We start from the raw sequence: 17,243 nt of genomic DNA, 5'->3' as shown, positions 1-17,243 counted from the left end.
GTCCTATATTATACAACTATTACCCCCCGCGCAACGAGGCAAACATGAGGTTCGAAGATAGCCTACAAGACCATGTTTTTGATTCAATTAGTAGGTCATTAGGTCTAACTATCAATGAAAAGCAACACCTTCAATTTGCAGTTAACTGGAACACGAATGAGTTGATGCTTTCGTCTTACATGGCTGCTAATGCTCTTAACGGAACATCTACGTTTAACTGCCAGCTTCCTATTGTTTCTATTGATGAAGATGGGGATATAACATCGCTCGAACTCCCCCATGAAATTGATTGGAGCAAGCCAAAGCAACAGTCCCTTCTATCCATAATAGAGATGCACGGTATTCGTCTTGATAAAAGTGAACCTAGTGAAAACTTTAAAACATGGCTAAGAGTTGCACAGCTGAATGAACTACATAGTGTTATTAAGCGATCCGTTGAACACCATCGTAGTAGCAATGCACCGAATGCCCATCAGATTCCGTTGTTATTAGATAGAACAGACTATCTCTTCGAACCTTCGTCAGGATTGGCCGTACCTAACACGCAATCAATGCTAAGTAATCGTGTTGAAAACCAGATAATCAACCAGACAACCTACAAGCACAATCTAATTCCAGATAACGAAATAGTGGTTAACCCAGCGTTAGACAATGCTATTGGGGTGGAAAGATGAAGAAATTCTTTACAATTGGGGTGGCTATTGTTGCATTCATTCCGTACACAAGCCATGCATTCTTAGCTTGGACGATTGTAGATCCAGCCAAAACAGGTCAAAAAGCTAGTCAAACAGCCACTGATGGTATGACAGCAGCTGAAAGAGCGCTGACTAAGTCTCAAGAAATGGCAAACGAGATCAATAACGCGATTAAATCATTCCAAAACGACGACAACCTCAAAGCTTTCCATACAGCTACTGTATCAGGTAGTCACTCTGAAACACACAATTTGCTAATGCAATCAAAGATGGAAGTTACACCAGGCCTTTGTGAATTTGTTGAGAGGGCGTATGTAGCTAATTTTGATGAACAAGGCTGTCTATTCTTTGATGATGATGGCCTAACTAGTTCACTAGTAATTGAGGGGGAGAAGGTACTTCCTGGAAAACTAGCTGAAGAAACTTTTGATAAACTTAAGTCCAGCATATCTCATAGAACTCCTATTGGCGCACCTAACCTTCACGAAGAATACACAATCCTTCTAAATGACACCTTTGGGCAAGCAGTATTGAGTGAGTTATCGCACGAAGACCGTTTAGCTATGGATCAGTTAGTTGGTCTGTTAACAACTCAAAATCAATCTACGATCCCTCACCCAAAAGACATGAAAGGTTCTGACGATGAACTCAGATTAACTAGAAAACTGAATAGATACCTTCGAAGTGACTTAGCGATTGCCACTATGAAATCGAGTTATATAAAACGCTCCCAATTGAGCGATATGAACTCTATTCAGTCAGATATATGGCAAGGCAGAACGGAAGAGCTTAGCGATATGAAATCCTTAGGAATGCCTGTAGAGACAGTTAATGGGCTGTCTCCTAGGCCGACCAGCGAAAGTGTTGCTCGGATGAATGCAATTCAATCAGCACGATTAGCAAGATACCTTTTGGCCTACTACGAATCACTACTTACAAGAGAAGCCAACCTTGCTCTTAAGACTCAAATTTTAGCGGAGTTAGCAGAAAATGGACTATAACAAACACTCAATAACAGACCTTATTAACAGCATCCCGCTAGAGTCTATTAGGCTTGAAACACCTGACTTTGAATTCGCAAGCCAAGGACAGAGCTTAAGCACTTCTTCTGTAGCTCCCAATTTACCAGAAACTATCAACTTCACTCCAATATCAGAAATAACACCTGACACACCAATAAAACGGTATTCATTTTCACCTACCGTTAACATTGAAAGTACTGGTATCGATGCTGGTGGTATTACAAATGTAGCTGCGAGCTTAAAAAATTCAGCTATTGAGCACTCCGTAGGAAAAGGATCACCTTCAACTGAAGAGCATGTATTGAAGCATACTGAACCTGCTGAGGAAAAGCATATAAAAACAAAAGAAGAACCCCCAGAACAAAAAACTGCATCCCCAGACCAACCAGCAACTATTGAACGTAATGTTGAGAATGAAAACGTTCCTAAACAGGATGAAGAGAAACCAAATAATAGAAAAAAAACTACCCCACCAAGTAAGGAAAACGGAAGGGAGCAGGATAGTGTACAAAATAAAGAAAACAAGAAGGTCGACCAGTACAACCAAAACATAAATACAAATAGGAACTCTTATGGCCTATTTAACCTCAACCATAACGGCTCCAAAGCTCAAGGTGGGCCTTCTTTCTTAACAAACTCCTACAACAAATTAAAAGGAGAACAGCCAGGGTTGAAACAAATCAACAGTGTCATTGATAGGTCAAGAGATCTTCAACAGTCCTACCTGGACCTAAAAGGACTGATTGCAGAAGGAGCACCAGCTTCAACACTTAAAAAAGCTGAGAAAAACTTCGAGAAGATAGCTAGTGACCTAAATAAAAGTGTTTCAAAAGTTCAAAAGGGATTGGACAACCTTGGTCCTAATGCGATTGACCAACTAGGCAAAGCCGTAGGCCAAGACAAGCTATCCCAATGTAAAAAATCACTTGAAACTGCAACTAAATTACTTTCTGGAGAAAACGTTCAGGAAGTAGGTATGCAGACTAGCAAGATTGTCCAGAAAGCTGCGGAAAACATGCACAAAACTGTTGAAAACATTACAAATACAATTAACACAACCATCAACATGCTTGGGTTAGGAAGAGGTTAACGATGAGCAATTTTATTGAGTTAATGGAAAGTGAAAACGTACCAACAAACTTTAAATTTCTTCTAGGATTCCATCAAGAGACCAGCAAGCTTTCGCACTTCGGAATCGCAAAGCACATTGGTTTACTAGATCAATACATTGAAGATAGCGTTGACTTAGGTTTGCTTAACAATATGACGCTTGAAGAACTATGCATTCAGTTTCCTCACCTAAATATGAGTAAAGAAAAGTTATCTATCTTGAAATCAGGAGTACCTTACTTCAATGGCTTGTATCAACTAGAAATAAACAAAGAAGCCTACAAGTATAAGGACCTCTATGACTATTGCACTGATGGTAAATCAATTGTTCTAAACCTAAACAATAAACCCATAATATTTTTGCCTAGCGAAAATGATTACTATCAACTACAGCTCGATATTAGTAGCAAAAACCACTCTAACGAAATCGTTTTTTGGCTTGATTGCGCTGGCTTATTACCTACAACAGACACCGAATCATCGGCTCCCGGTACAGGGATCGCCATACAAGAACAAGTCATGGCAAATAACTACTATATAGCCATAGCACCTGAAAGTGAGATTGTTCGTAACCTTTCTAGGATAGACTCCAGTGTATTCTCGAAAGTTAATGAAAAGCTATATGAAGACCAATTACCACATCAGGCCGAAGGGTGTATTGAATTTCTTTCTTTTGCGGAAAAGCACCTGATACACAAGATCCACTTCAATATTATAGATAACTCTATCAATAGAGTCGTCTGTCTAAATCAAATGGTTACTGAATCTTTTGATTGGACTTCTCTAGGTATGTATCAGGGGTTAAAGCTATTTTTGCAAGAATCCGGCATACCTACCAAAGCTTTAAATGAAACCCCGTATTCAGGTTTCACGGTTATAGAAATGCTTACATCAGAACATACTGATGAAAGCTTTGAATGCGGCATTAAAATAAACTCAATCCCTATCCCTGGCGGCTATACCCTAATTTTGGACATGATGTACACATCTGAGTTTGAGATAGAGACAAATCAGACAAGCACTCCTGAAATTCAAGAGGGAATTGTTCAGTTAAGCTTCGGGAGTATTAAACAAGATCCACTTGGTGGAATGATCAATAGCGTACGAGAGCATTTGAATGAAGAAAATGGAGATACATTTCTAGCGTATGAAGATTCATTTCCTATCTACTTAACAGATCTTGTTCACACAAACCTTTCAGGTGATATCAATAGTTTACTCTCACAGTACGCTTCTTCAGGTATGCAGTTCCTAATAATTGGAGAAATCTCTAGCGAATTCATTGCCAATACTGCACTGATTGCAGCACAAAATGGCTTTATGGTGTTCGGATGGGTTTATTCGGCCACAGAGTCAGGCGCACTAAAAAAATTCACGTATAAACAATCTATTTATAGACAAAGCGAACCTCATGCACTTGGGCAACTCGTTAGACCTATCCAAATTGAACATGAAACTAGCGAGTAGGGGGGAACTATGAATCACAATACACCTAGTAACATTGTAGAAAGACTAGAAGCAAGTCTCCGAGGCACGGTCTATGCCACTAAAAAAGACCGTAACAAAACTATTTTGAGAGATTATGGACATCCATTCGGACGCTCCAAGAACTCAATGGGTGCTAGTTTAAAGCTTTCCGATTACGTGAATGGAAAGTCAAAAAGTCTCAATGAAACTTATTCGAGGGAATTTGCAGAAGTTCATTGGGCTAAAGCCGCTGCATTGGCCATCCATCTAACATCTGGATTTGAAGTCTATTCAAAAAATGGTATTTCTGAATTCTTTGAAGAGCGTAAAAAGCTCGGAAAAATTGCAAGTGAGCTCAGGGCTACCGGAGACGATGTATATAAAAATCCTGAGTATGTGGCCGCTAAAAACAAAGCATATGAAGCATGGCAACGTAGGTTTAGTCCAGAACACAACTCAGCATCAATCTTAGATAAAACTCACAAAGCTCAAGATTCACTTTTAAGTGAGTTCTCTAGCCAAGCAGTTAAACTTGGGTACATAGATCATTCTTCACTTTTTAGATTAGAGAAGCTAGTTAGAGAAAACATAAAGTCTCTAAATAACGGGGTTCATGAAAATGAACTAGCTAATCCTGCTCAAATGTATCAACACAAAGCTGAACTTTATGAGCTAATGTTGAGCGAAACGTATCAAGCAGACACTAAATCACTGCAGCTTCTTGGTAAAAATATGTTTCAAGAGCACTTAAGTGAGATACAAAGTTACGCAGATAGTCAAAAGTACACAAGCTCTAGTGGTAAGCGCGTTGATTTTGACATTGACCTAAACTCATACGCTGACTCTCCAACTATTGGTGAAAATGGTGCAAAAGTCGGAGGTATCGCTAAGGAATTCCACCACAAAGGCGGTAAAAAGTCAGAATGGTCGGTTGCTGCTGGGATTAGGGTTTTTTACAACGACAAAAATCCGAGTGACATAACGCCAACGGTCTCACTTGCCGTCGGTATTTCGCTTATAGGTCGAGACTCTACATTTATCAGTTTTAAACCTGACTTCAAAGGCTGGTGCGAACGTCTACCTTGTGCCCCTTTGGGTAACGAGGCAAACCTAACAGCTGAGCAAGCTCGTCTTGCTCACGAAACTCGTCAAAAAGAACTAGCGGATAAAATAGCTGCCTCCGCAAAAGAAGCAGAGCTTAAGCATCAACAGAAGATGCAAGAGATAGCTGAAGCTAACGCTAAACGTGAGATCGAGGTTAAAACCTTAATTGATGCCAATTTCGAAAAACCAGAACTCACTAAAGATTCCGTAAAAGGCACTTATATCCAAAAAAAACATTTGGAGGCCTTACTAAACTATCCAGAACTCCATGGTCTGATGAGACTAACATCTTTATACGACCAACCAGCGGTTAGCATTCAAATGGGCCCTAATGTGGAGGAGACTAGAGGGTTACAGTTCTTAGCCCATAATGGCTCTCCCTGGAACAAAGAAAATCCCACTAACAAAATGTTTGAAGTCATGAATGACGACATGAAAAACAATTTTGTTCAACTCGGCAATATTACACCTAAGACAACGATCATAACGAGTGAAGGCTTTGCTAATGGAGGGTCTTTGTTTATCGCCGCTAAGGAACGTGGTTTAGATGTTGCTGTTGTTTGTGCGATGTTTGCTAATAATATCTCTCACGCAATAAAGCGGTACAGCCAGGACTACCCTAACAACCCCCTATTAAACGCCTCAGATAATGACTGTTTTTTAAAAGCCCCTACGAGTGAACACTCGATTAGAGCTCTTAATTTGAATACAGGCGCGAAGGTCGCTCTTCAAGCTTACGACGAATTTGGGGTAAAAAGCTTTAGCGTTGATTGGGAAAAGTTAGATGTACTTCCAGAAGCCACTGCAATTAAGGCTACAGACTACAATAATTTATTCGATATTTTTGAATATGATAAAGCTATAGAAGTTATGGGAGACCAGTTAGAGCTGGTAATAAGCAACAATACTACACCATCAAAAGAGTATGTCGCTCCCAGGAAATTTCTGGATGCAGAAAGAGATAAATTCACTGATATCTTTGATGCATATGGCATCGATGGGACCCTACTAACCACTAGCTTTCCCGTTGGAATGCAATTCGAAACTCCAAAAGCAGTATCCGTAGAACAAGAGCGAATAGATCACCGAGTCTCTGAGCTACCTGTTCAAGAAGCTAACGTAGCTCCTAATGAACATAATATAGAACGAATAGTGTCATATTCGCTACAACGTCACATCGACGGAGATTGGCAAACTATTGAGAAAGCAGACACCGCTAAAGAAATTTTAATAAACCTAGAAATTGAAAAGGGACACGCAGTTCAGATAGCTTATGAGAAGTTTTCTCAAGCTGAAAAAAACCTTGATAGTGCTTACACCAAAGCTCTCGAATATGTTGGTTCAACATACAGATGCTTTGACGAGGAATCAAAAGTACCTTTTACTTCCGCAGATACATACAACGATATTAGGGATATTCAATTGGCCCATGATGTCGTTTTGCTTGTTGAGAATGAAACGGGAACATTTGCTAGACCAATAAGAGTTTCTGAAGATGGTGAGCTTGTTATCGGAGGTAGTAAAGGGCTGAAACAACCGAGATACAACAGCAGAGCAGACCTTGCACAAGACATCAACGCTGTAGTCGAATCAATATATTTTAGTAACAATAATTATCAGTGGCTTACTGATCAAAACTTTGTATTACGAGATATTGATGCAGATGGTAAGCCAGACAGAACTACTTCAAGGACATTTGAGGAAGAATTCGGCCTCAGCGTATCGGAAGTAATGTCTACATTAGTGGACCCAAGGTCGATACAAGCAAAGCTCGAAAACTCAAATCAGACAATCAAAATAAATTGTACGACGACAAACGAACTTGAACCAGTAACTGAATTAGAAATTGACAGTAATGAAGTTGCTTATGAGCTTGACAGAATCAGCTCTCAACCAAACATTATTGATATCGATACATCTGCTTTTTCTAGTGCAGATCAAAACTTCTATATCGAACCCGCTGAGCGGCAGTCAAAACCTTACACAGTTAAATCATTTGCACCTAATGGAGCTGTAAACGGTAACTATGAGTTCGATTCATTGGCTCTTGCAGAGAATAAAATTGACGCATTGAATGGCACTAAATTCACCATACCTACAACCGTTTACTATATTTCAAAGCATGGTGAAACGCCTATATCAACAACAATCGACCCTGTGGATTTACCGCTATTGCAGCCAAAAGCACCACTGCAAGAGGAACCTGGTCAACTTTCTCGAGAACTAGAAACCTGCTTAGTACAAATTGATTCAACAGATTGGGGGACGTACGAACTCCCAATATCAAATGATACCCCGATAATGTTGAACCAAGAGGGTAGCTGGGTTAATGCATCAACTGGAGAGCCGACAAAGACTCTTAGCTTAATTGAGCTATACAACATCGAAAACGCCCATACAGAAGGTTTAGATAACGATAATGAATTAACCTTAGATAGTACCAACTTCGCAGAGCTTGCTGCCGATGGTGGCTTCGATATTGATTTCAGAGAACAATATACAGGCTTGGACCATGATCTTATTGAAACCACACATGAAATAGAACCCATTGTCGATGATTTCAACTTTGATATTGACACATTAGCTAACCTTGACATGAATGAACTGGAACCTGAAATAGAGGGAGCCCAGTTAGAACAGCTCAAAGAAAATATAGTTGATGCTATTGACCTAGAAACAGACAACGAGCCTGTAAACCACGAGCAAGAACTGACTAACCCTGACGCTTGGTCCGATGAACTCACTCACGGCAATCATAACCTGGAAGAGAGCATTGAGGTTGAGGCAGAAACGGATAGCCCAGAATTACTCGATAATGCAGATGACTGGTTGGATGAATTATCTGAACTTGACGCCCCATCGTTTAAACCCTCAACAATCGACCCATTAGAGAGCGATATGCCTGATTTTTCAGGTATGGAAGACGTTGAATGGGGTCTTGATGATTTCGGCATAGATGAGGAAGAGCAAACCATTAGTGTTGCTGGCTCAGAACATGTTGAAAACCAGGGCACAATAGATTTGTTTGAGTTAGCTGACCAAGAAGTGGAAGTCCAATCCGTATCTAACGAACAGCCATCATCTGTAAGTCAAGCAGAAAGACACAGTATAGATACGACAATCAATGACGTAAGTATTGAATTGGGTCAAGTTGACCCCAAGTCCGATGGACTGGATCTTAAGCATCAGAAAACTACAGGGGTAGGCGAGCGTTCCTTGGCTGAGCAATCTATGGAGAAGATTGATAGAACGACAGATGTGCTTGTCAACTCTACAACAAGACCACCAAACAGCGATGAACAAGTAATAAAAACTAATACTGGGGCAAAATCATTAAGTCAGCTAGTGTTAGATGAACTAAATGCTACAAGTATTAACTTTAGTGACCAGTTCACACCAAAAGATACTTTTGTTGGAATTTCAAGCTTTACGACGGTAGGTGCCTGGGCCGATAGTTCGAAATATTGGAAATCAACAACCACTGTAGAAGCCTCTACTTTGAATGTTAGAAGTGAAATCGATTTACCTTTAGTAGACGTAGAAGCTCCAGATGTTAATGTGCCAACAACAGAACAATTAACGTCTATATTCGATAAATCTAAGCAGAAAGCTTGGAATGAACAACGAGCCGCAAACTCAATCCAGGCGCAAGTCGAAATGTTTGAGGAAATTGCGCTTTCTGAGAACCAAAACTTTAATGCGAACCTAGATGTTGCACCAGACCTTGATGGTACTTCCTCTTCCTATAACCCTAATAGTGAACAGACATCCTCAGATGCGATACCGTCAAAAGACACAACAAGCCCTGACATAGAAAATACAGCTCCTGCAAACGAGATAAAGGATGAATCCAGAAATGGACAACACCAAAGTGAGATAGAAAAGGAACTTTTAAAAGTACTTCAGTCACTCAAATCCTCAGATAAGGAGAGTGTGGCCCATCTTACTGGACTACTTACAAACATAGCTGAGAGTGCAGCCAAAAATGCCATAGACGTCCATGACGTTACAAGTAGAATTGAGACACCACATAAAGTAGAAGTGACTAACCAATCAGAGGAGCCTATCCAGGTTGTAACCAAAACATTCTCGGAGACAACAAAGGTCAATATTAATGACTTCGACTTCGATGATAATCCTGATGTAAAAGCTTATGTGAAACTTGCTAATGAACTTGTAGGCGACAAAGGACAGTCAGCTATACAAAAGAAAGCAGCCTTCCTATACGCATCAAAGACATCTCCAGAATCAGATACCAAAGAGCTAACTCAAAAAGCACTTGAAGTATTGGTATCAATAAAAAAACCTGAAGACAACTTAGCTAAACAAGAATATGCATCTAAAGCTAGTGAAATAGGCAATTGGTTGGCGACTGAAGCTAGAGTGGGGATGATGATCGAATCTACACGCAATGAGCAAGGCTACGTGACGAAATTTTCTGCTCTTGATAAAAAGCTACACGCAAAGGTACATGAATATCTTACCACGCCTTCAAGCCCAATTAAGGGCGCTAATGACCCTATATACTTTAGTCGAATTTGTCTAAAGGACGCTATTGAAAAACGTCAAATACCTGAGGATACGCTTAGGCAAGCTCTTTTCGGCATATGGAATAGCCCTGTGGGTAATACAGGTGAACTATCTAAATACTACAACAAAGTTGCTACCAGACTGCACGAAACTGGAGTAAGGAAGGTAGTTAACGATCTTAAAGAGAAAGGTATTATTGAGAATGACCCTAGTAGTAGACAAAATCTACTGTATGAAGACCCACTAGATGGGACACAAAAGTCCTTAAAGATTTCAAGTTTAAAATCTGCAGCAGCTGGTTTGGTAGCAGAACGTGAAATACAAGCTGCAAAAGAAATGCCTCGAACAGCGAAGAAGAATCAACGTGAGCCATACAGCTACTTCGTAGCTAAAGCATTTGAGAATCTAACTGAAATTAGTACTCCTTTAAAAACGGAGATTGATTTAGATAAGCCATGGAGAGCAACATTGCGAAGAGGTGATGGTTCGCGTTCTGATATGAACTCCAAAGAGCAAGAAACTATGGAGATTACAAGATAACAATGATTTCTTATCTGTTCCTGGTAATTACTGGTAGTCTCATTGCAAAGATCACTTATGTCATAGCTGGATTTCTGCCACAAATTGAAGAAGATGAGATCAGAAATGATCTCATCACCTATTATCCTGAATACTCTTTAGAACCAAGTAACCGTGAAGGACGGTTTGACTTCACTAGCTTATGCAAAAGTGTTGGATACTGGGTACCTTTCTCCTGCATTGCTGGTGGCCTGAAGGGAAACAACCAAACTTATAAAGAGGTATTTGTATTAGAAATTACCGTAGCCGCTTCAACGGTGACTCTATACCAAATAGCAACTTCATTTGAGCAGTTTCTTTTAATGCTCATTTTCTTTTGCCTAACAGCAATGGCGTTTTTGGTTGACCTAGCGAGTCAATTTCTACCAGAAAAACTAACAAATTTCATTTTATGGTCTGGTTTGGTTCTGGCTTGTACAGAGTATGGCTATCTATCTTCCGAAGAATCGCTTAGCGGTGCTTTATTAGGGTATGGGCTTCTTTACCTTTTCAATACTATGCATAAAGTGCTTTACAAAAATATTGGAATGGCAAATGGTGATTTAAGGCTGGGGGCTGGTATAGGGGCTTGGGCTGGCGTAGAGATAACAATGCTCACAATACTCTTTATGTTTGTGTTCATCGTCATAACATATATAAGAGGAACGAGAGGGCAGTATCCACTGGGGCCATATATAGTGATAAGCTCTTACATAGCATTCATAGTCAACAATCCCAGTTTTTTAACTATTAATTTTTAAATTAAAGCAGCTATCGTAGCTGCTTTATTTTCTAATATGAATAGTAATATGGGCCCTACCAAACCACTACCTCATGTTACTTTCATCCAACCCATATTCTGTCTCCGCTAAATCGAGTAGCAGATTTAAAAACTCATCATTCGTTGAAGACTTAGCTACTCTCTTACATAAGGAATCAAACCTTTTTTTGGTAAGCTTAGACAGTGCCATTGTGGTTGTTGAAGTTTTATCACGAGATTTCGCAGCATGAAACAAACCGACGAACTTATCTACTCTAGACTCTGGAAAGAAAACCAATAATTGCATGAAAGTAGACCGAATCTTCTGTACATCCGTTTCATCAATTTTATTAAGCTGAGATTGAATTGCTTTAGATGTTGTACGAAAACCATCCGGGTCATTGCAGTGGTTAAGTGCCAAAAAATTATCGTTAGCATCCAGAATCCACTTTAAAAACTGGTAGTTATTTGGCCCACGTATGTTAACTTTTTTGCTTAATGAATTAGACATGAGTATCGGCCTTTTTATACAGCGTGAAAAACACGGTCGTCCATAACCAAGCTAAAACGTAAAATCCCTCGCCGGGAGGAGCTGTAAGCAAACATCCAATAGATACAATTACCACTGCAACCTCAACGGCCTTTAAGAGGGTAGGAGATAGTACTCCACCTTTGAACTTATGAATGATGCATAGCAAACCAAGTACAAATGCCGACGTCATAAAGACTAAGACTGCATTTCCTTCAACAACTGATGACACCAAACTTACGGTAGCAAATAGGGCAAGTAACATCATAAATTTGTTAAAAATCTTTAGCATTTGTACTCCTGATCTCTTAGTTATATATACTCAAAGTCAGCATGCTTAGAAGCTTCAGTACCTACGTACGAGTATTCCGCTTTTCTCACACGAACAAAGAGGGGGCTATAGCTATTATGTTGGTTGAAGTGGCCAACAGCATGGTTTCTTTCGTCAGCGATAGCTCTTTCGATTAAAGCTGATTTAAACTCGCTATACGTAGTGCTCCTATTACCATCGGAATCCTCAGGTAACTCCAAAATCAAATTCAATATCAAATCTGAAAATTTATCATTTGGTTCTGGTAGCTCAGAGTCGAGTCTATCGAGTAAGGAAATCGAATCTGATATCACACGGTAGATTAGAATATCAGTAAATTTAAGCTTCTCGAGATCATTAGAAAACTCAGAATCGATGCCTTCAACTCTGTTTAGAATTGAGCCGAGAACATCGTTAATAGCAACGTCTGACTTGGATTTGAGTATTTCTTCATCAACCTCACTACTTTTGAGTGACATCAGAGTAGAACAAAGCTCATCGACAACGATTTGAATTGATTTTTCATAAATTGAGTCTCTTGTAGTTAGCAATCGCTCGCAGAATGACATGTGTCTTTCAGCAATATGAATCCTTTCAAGTTCTGAGTTCAACAAAGATCTCCTAGATTCACCTGCCTTTTCATACTGAGAAACTTTTCTGTTTAATCGTTGCAATTCCTCTTGTAACTTATCAACTCTTAACGAGAAATCAGAGCACTCTGCTTTTAACAAACGTAAGTCAGAAGAGGTTGATTCAAGAGATTCGATTTTCTCAAGCTTCACCTTCTTATCTGCCTTAGCTTTTCTCAACTGTGTACGATTAGATGCAATTGAAGCGTTAGCTTTCTTGGCTCGTTCAATATATAAACTGGCAAGTTCAATTAGTCTTAGATAAAGAGGTTGTCGAGCGCCTTTATAAATGCTTCTTTGAGATTCAATAGCGCTTCTAGTGCATCTCTTTAAAGAGTCAACGCTATCCCTATTAAAAAGCACGAGCTGGTCTTTCTTAAGAATAATGTCCTTAGCAATAAAATCTTCAAAACGTTCGTCATACAGCTTTGCTGTCCTCTCAGATATCTCTTTTATGCTTTTCTCGCGGAATTCAGAGTTACTTAACGTTTGGTTTGGTGCATTCTTTAGTACGTCCATCATTATTTCTTCTGAACGACGAAGAGAAACATCAACGTTATCCAGTAACAGCTCAGTAGGACGAAGAGTATTGCTCTCATCAATCGTGCATAATCCCGCTCTAACGAAATACATTAAAGCGTCTTGCACTTTGAAAGGTATGTCAGAACCATAAGAGACATTATTCAATAAATTTGAGCGCTCTTGTAGAAACTCTAAATCTGAGTCACTTCTTAATGCGCGAGCTTGGGCCCGTACTGCTCTTGATATTTGGCATGAAAATAGGGCAATTGAAATCTCATCAACAACTTTAAAAATCTTAGCTGCAAATCTTGTAATCCTATTATCTAAAGAGTTAGTTAGGGTCAAGTAGCCTAATCGCTCATCTAGCCACATGAAATCCTTATGACAGATAAGCAAAGAGTGAGCTAATTCCTCTCTTTTATGTACAGGCAGCTTTTTAGGCATGAGAGGTAGTAAGATTTGCTCTTGTATCATCCCATTAAACTTTACAGCTCGTTCTGCGTGGTTAAGAAGGTTTTCTAACTTAACGTTAAAGTTGTTTGGAATAAGGAAAAGCGTAGACTCTTTAGTATTTCTCTCACGACCCTTTATACGTGTGTCATTGAACTCAAAATAGAGCCTCTTAATTTTGAGTTGTCTCGTGTCGACTTTTGGTCTGAACTCTAGGATTTTCATCAGCCCCAAAACATTAAATGGTTTTTCACTAAATGCTTCTTGATGTCCAAGCTTGGGGTTAAAACTCTGATATTTGGGATCGGCTAAGCGTTGGGCAAGTAGCCCAATTTCAATTGGGACCTGAGAGTACAGGTAATCAAACAGATTTTCGAAAAACTCATCCCACGATTTAACTAGTTCCTTGCCAAACGAATCTACAAGTACACTCTTGATGACACGGATTCTTTCGGTACTAACAGTTGCTTCTGGGTACTCCACGTCAAGAAATTCTTTAATCTGAGCTTGAGTATGTGGACCCTCACCATTTAGCCCTAGTGCCAACTCTAAAATTCGGGCGTTGCGTTTGGGATTCTCTAGTAGTTCAATCTTTTGAACAATGTCTGCCAGCCTAGAGATAAGTAACTTTTTGGTTTTTGGCATTCTTATCACCTTAAATCAAAGGTTTACTACTTTTGTATTTATTATATTGCGGTAATAACCATATTGCTAAGAATTCTATTATATATTATAGCAAATGTTAAGTCAGCTTTGTGTTAATAAAATTAGATATATGCTATAAATGGACTATAAACAATAGAAAGTGGAGTTCACAATGACTGTAGAGCTAGAAGAGTTAAAAAGCCCTTGGGTGGAACTGTATGAACAATGTTTAGAATCAGCATACGATTACCCTTACAGTGACTTAGAAGGTTTCCCTGGCTTATACGCCAGAAGACTTAAAACAGCAATTTTGCTAAAACAAAATAGGAACAAAAAAATCAGTATAACTGAAGCAAGTACGATTGCAGATAGAGCAGCAAAACACACCCTAGTCGAACTTAGGGCTAAGTTCACAGAGCGTTGTAGTTTTTCACACATCAAAAACGAGCTCAGAAAGGGTAGTGCTAGCCAGATTCCAGGAAGAAAAATAATAGACAATGGTATGGCTGCAAAATTCATGAACATTGTCGTTGGTTTCCCTACCTATAAACTAAGTTCTAACGAGATTAAATTTCTCCTTTCGAAATTCGATAGTGACTTAGTACACTACGATAGTGAGAAGTGGTACATAACGATCAAGGTTTTTGAATTGCATTTAGAAGAGGCGGAACCGACACCACAAGAGATGGCTGTTCTGGATAGCGTTGCACGATCTTCAATTCCTAGCATTATTGCATACACATTGGACTCAGATTACAAGATCGACTGGAAGGACTTTTTTAACGCTGTTAAAGCAAGAGTTAAAGAAACAGTTAAACAAGGTTTTAATAGGTTCAAAAGTCGGAAAGGGGACTTAGACAATGAACAAATTGAGGCTCTCTTTGACGAATAAAATAGGTACCAACTCCTTTCAAAAGTGGGGCTTAACTAAACAGTGCTAAGCCCCATTTTTCTTAAGCTATCAGCAATGACTCCATGTTGAAATTATCAATAGCTAAGCTATCAGAGACACCATCTTTACTTTCAAGATAATCATCTTTCGTAGAAAAAGCATCTGGCTGTTCAGTTTGCCCCTCAACAGCTCTAAAGCCAATAGGGTGGTTTGAAAGCTTTTCAATACTTGAAGCTATTTTAGCCAAATGTTGCTCAACATTTTCGAGTGTCTTGTACTCATTACACTTAAACCTTTCTTTATTACTTTGGTTTTGAAGGAAATGAATAGCAGAATTCATCATATTGATAGCATGTTGGTTGACATCATTAAGAGCTTGCTTGGGATCGTTTTCGGAATGTGCAGACAAATAAGTATGAACGAGACCTTGGTGATACACAGAAGAATCCGTTATGTGTATGCTAGCTCTTCTCTTTACTTTATCAATGTGTAACCCTAAGTTGCGGCACCAATCCCAGTCTCTGATCTCATGAGGGAGGATGTTATCAAAATAATACATAAGCTTATCGAACTCACCCTCTTCGATGAAATACCCAATTCTAATTAACTCTTCGACTAACGATTTGAGAGTTATTGATTTTGAATTCGCTAACTCTCGGCATTCTGTTGAGTAATCATTTGGTATCCTTATTTCCACTTTTAATGAAAAGCGCCCCATGACCTTTGCCTACTTATTCTTTTTGTTGTTTTGGTACCAAAGCTCTGCAAACAACTCAAGGCCCCAAGCGTTTAGCTTGTCTGCTTCATCTGGTATGAGGAATGAGTTGTTATCTTTACCGTAATACTCTTCAATTAAAGGTGTAATTTCTTCACGCAATGCGGCAATAGTACCTCCAATGAATATGATTAAATCAATATCTACAGCTTTAGATAAGGTATCAGTGATTGCGCCAAAAATCTTACTAGCTAGCTCCTTCCGTGCATTCTCTGCCCATTCAGAATGATCTTTCTCAACCCCCCGAACTGTAACAATACCTTCATCAATTAACTTACGGCACTGCTGATGTGTGGGTGTGGTGAAACCTAAATCGTAAAGGTAGTTGGATGCTTTTTTGACAATCTGATTGAACCCGATGTCCTGGGTGACAGAACGATCCATATCAATAGTTCCATCGTCAAACACAGCTATATCAGTTGTTTTACCACCAGGATCAGCGATTGCGATCGTTTTTCCTATGTATTCAGGGTTATGTACCAACATCCCTGAATCATCTCTCTTAAATAGGAATACACGAAGGGCTGCTAGTGCTTCGGGCTGAACAAGTAGAGCTTCAATATTTGACTTCCGCAGCTTCGATTCCGGGTCAGTACCTAAGTGATCAAAAGATCTCTGCATAGAGAGCATCTTTTGCTTAACATTGTTTTCGTTGACGGACCCATCTGTTTTAAAGAACTGTCTTAATGGCATTCCAGTACAAAGAACGTACTTTTTATTGAGTAACTCATCTCCAAATTGATTTAAGCCATGCTGCAGTAAAACCTGAGCTGCTTCACTATTGGAGAAGTCATCGTTCCTGGGAATAGGTTGTTTTACCTCACCAATGGTGTAAGCGTTACCTGTAACAGCAGAAGTAAATTTCGTTTGAACAGGAGCATTACTTGATACTGAAAAGGTTTCATCTAGTACCGCAAAACGTTCAGTCGAACGTTGGATGTGTGTAGGAAAGGAGGTTTTAACAGATTCAGCTGAGATCTTATGTTGGGCATTACCGTCATCATACCCAATAAATAGTGTTGAACAGTCGTTAAACATAGTAAAATATCTCTATTGTTTTTTAGTGATAAATGCAATATATAGCATGTATGTGACAACCTCAAATATTTTCACTTTAGGAGGCAGGTGTTGATTGAAGACTGGCGAGAGAAGTTAAAGGAGAACTTGGAGAGAAATTACCAAATAGAAGTATCATCTCTCTATATATCGAAAAAGAATCGAATGGTATATGTACAATTTTCTGAC

12 protein-coding genes are annotated in these 17,243 nt (G+C 39.3%); 7 read left to right on the top strand and 5 right to left on the bottom strand.

From position 1 onward, the window contains the following. The first annotated feature begins 44 nt into the window (after nucleotides 1-44). From R7P36_RS15805 to R7P36_RS15780, 6 genes are read left to right on the top strand one after another with little or no spacing between them, the layout of a single operon-like run. Complete coding sequence (locus tag R7P36_RS15805) at nucleotides 45-674, top strand: hypothetical protein (protein WP_025767008.1); 630 nt, start codon at nucleotides 45-47, stop codon at nucleotides 672-674. Next, entirely contained in the window at nucleotides 671-1,696 is a 1,026-nt protein-coding gene (locus tag R7P36_RS15800; protein WP_025767007.1) for a hypothetical protein, read from the top strand. The genes R7P36_RS15805 and R7P36_RS15800 overlap by 4 nt, the downstream gene beginning before the upstream one ends. Further along, nucleotides 1,686-2,807, top strand: coding sequence for a hypothetical protein (locus R7P36_RS15795; protein ID WP_025634156.1), 1,122 nt, complete (start codon nucleotides 1,686-1,688; stop codon nucleotides 2,805-2,807). Before R7P36_RS15800 ends, R7P36_RS15795 begins: the two co-directional genes overlap by 11 nt. Before the next feature lie 2 nt (nucleotides 2,808-2,809). Beyond that, on the top strand, nucleotides 2,810-4,294 hold the full coding sequence (locus tag R7P36_RS15790; protein ID WP_025767006.1) for a hypothetical protein: 1,485 nt from the start codon (nucleotides 2,810-2,812) through the stop codon (nucleotides 4,292-4,294). Nucleotides 4,295-4,303: 9 nt separating this feature from the next. Further along, entirely contained in the window at nucleotides 4,304-10,468 is a 6,165-nt protein-coding gene (locus tag R7P36_RS15785; RefSeq protein ID WP_025634159.1) for a hypothetical protein, read from the top strand. 2 nt (nucleotides 10,469-10,470) lie between these two features. After that, on the top strand, nucleotides 10,471-11,247 hold the full coding sequence (locus R7P36_RS15780; RefSeq protein WP_213899637.1) for a prepilin peptidase: 777 nt from the start codon (nucleotides 10,471-10,473) through the stop codon (nucleotides 11,245-11,247). A 66-nt stretch (nucleotides 11,248-11,313) separates the two neighbouring features. Here the strand turns inward: R7P36_RS15780 and R7P36_RS15775 are convergent, their stop codons facing one another. Genes R7P36_RS15775 through R7P36_RS15765 form a run of 3 tightly spaced genes read right to left on the bottom strand, consistent with a single transcriptional unit; the run spans nucleotide 11,314 to nucleotide 14,331 of the window. After that, on the bottom strand, nucleotides 11,314-11,757 hold the full coding sequence (locus tag R7P36_RS15775; RefSeq protein WP_025634162.1) for a hypothetical protein: 444 nt from the start codon (nucleotides 11,755-11,757) through the stop codon (nucleotides 11,314-11,316). Then, nucleotides 11,750-12,067 (bottom strand): hypothetical protein, encoded by a 318-nt coding sequence (locus R7P36_RS15770; protein WP_025634163.1) that lies wholly within the window; start codon nucleotides 12,065-12,067, stop codon nucleotides 11,750-11,752. The genes R7P36_RS15775 and R7P36_RS15770 overlap by 8 nt, the downstream gene beginning before the upstream one ends. A gap of 20 nt (nucleotides 12,068-12,087) precedes the next feature. Then, nucleotides 12,088-14,331, bottom strand: a complete 2,244-nt coding sequence (locus tag R7P36_RS15765) for a hypothetical protein (protein WP_025634164.1) — start codon at nucleotides 14,329-14,331, stop codon at nucleotides 12,088-12,090. A 172-nt stretch (nucleotides 14,332-14,503) separates the two neighbouring features. On the opposite strand from R7P36_RS15765, the gene R7P36_RS15760 reads away from it, so the two are divergent. After that, on the top strand, nucleotides 14,504-15,223 hold the full coding sequence (locus R7P36_RS15760) for a hypothetical protein (protein ID WP_025634165.1): 720 nt from the start codon (nucleotides 14,504-14,506) through the stop codon (nucleotides 15,221-15,223). A gap of 61 nt (nucleotides 15,224-15,284) precedes the next feature. Here the strand turns inward: R7P36_RS15760 and R7P36_RS15755 are convergent, their stop codons facing one another. Together R7P36_RS15755 and R7P36_RS15750 are read right to left on the bottom strand one after the other, a co-directional pair. After that, the gene (locus tag R7P36_RS15755; protein ID WP_025634166.1) at nucleotides 15,285-15,941 is read right to left on the bottom strand and encodes a hypothetical protein; all 657 of its coding nucleotides are present in this window, start codon (nucleotides 15,939-15,941) and stop codon (nucleotides 15,285-15,287) included. A gap of 9 nt (nucleotides 15,942-15,950) precedes the next feature. Beyond that, nucleotides 15,951-17,036 carry a ParM/StbA family protein gene (locus R7P36_RS15750; protein WP_025634167.1) on the bottom strand — a complete coding sequence of 362 codons (1,086 nt, stop codon included), beginning with the start codon at nucleotides 17,034-17,036 and terminating at the stop codon, nucleotides 15,951-15,953. Nucleotides 17,037-17,243: the final 207 nt, after the last annotated feature.

It is taken from the genome of Vibrio sp. 397 (assembly GCF_033339395.1).
Classification (GTDB): domain Bacteria; phylum Pseudomonadota; class Gammaproteobacteria; order Enterobacterales; family Vibrionaceae; genus Vibrio; species Vibrio alginolyticus.
This window is presented reverse-complemented; position numbering and strand designations above follow the sequence as displayed.

Coding starts and splice junctions, on each gene's coding strand:
- R7P36_RS15805 (WP_025767008.1), top strand. CDS start 45: ATGAGGTTCGAAGATAGCCTACAAGACCATGTTTTTGATTCAATTAGT.
- R7P36_RS15800 (WP_025767007.1), top strand. CDS start 671: ATGAAGAAATTCTTTACAATTGGGGTGGCTATTGTTGCATTCATTCCG.
- R7P36_RS15795 (WP_025634156.1), top strand. CDS start 1,686: ATGGACTATAACAAACACTCAATAACAGACCTTATTAACAGCATCCCG.
- R7P36_RS15790 (WP_025767006.1), top strand. CDS start 2,810: ATGAGCAATTTTATTGAGTTAATGGAAAGTGAAAACGTACCAACAAAC.
- R7P36_RS15785 (WP_025634159.1), top strand. CDS start 4,304: ATGAATCACAATACACCTAGTAACATTGTAGAAAGACTAGAAGCAAGT.
- R7P36_RS15780 (WP_213899637.1), top strand. CDS start 10,471: ATGATTTCTTATCTGTTCCTGGTAATTACTGGTAGTCTCATTGCAAAG.
- R7P36_RS15775 (WP_025634162.1), bottom strand. CDS start 11,757: ATGTCTAATTCATTAAGCAAAAAAGTTAACATACGTGGGCCAAATAAC.
- R7P36_RS15770 (WP_025634163.1), bottom strand. CDS start 12,067: ATGCTAAAGATTTTTAACAAATTTATGATGTTACTTGCCCTATTTGCT.
- R7P36_RS15765 (WP_025634164.1), bottom strand. CDS start 14,331: ATGCCAAAAACCAAAAAGTTACTTATCTCTAGGCTGGCAGACATTGTT.
- R7P36_RS15760 (WP_025634165.1), top strand. CDS start 14,504: ATGACTGTAGAGCTAGAAGAGTTAAAAAGCCCTTGGGTGGAACTGTAT.
- R7P36_RS15755 (WP_025634166.1), bottom strand. CDS start 15,941: ATGGGGCGCTTTTCATTAAAAGTGGAAATAAGGATACCAAATGATTAC.
- R7P36_RS15750 (WP_025634167.1), bottom strand. CDS start 17,036: ATGTTTAACGACTGTTCAACACTATTTATTGGGTATGATGACGGTAAT.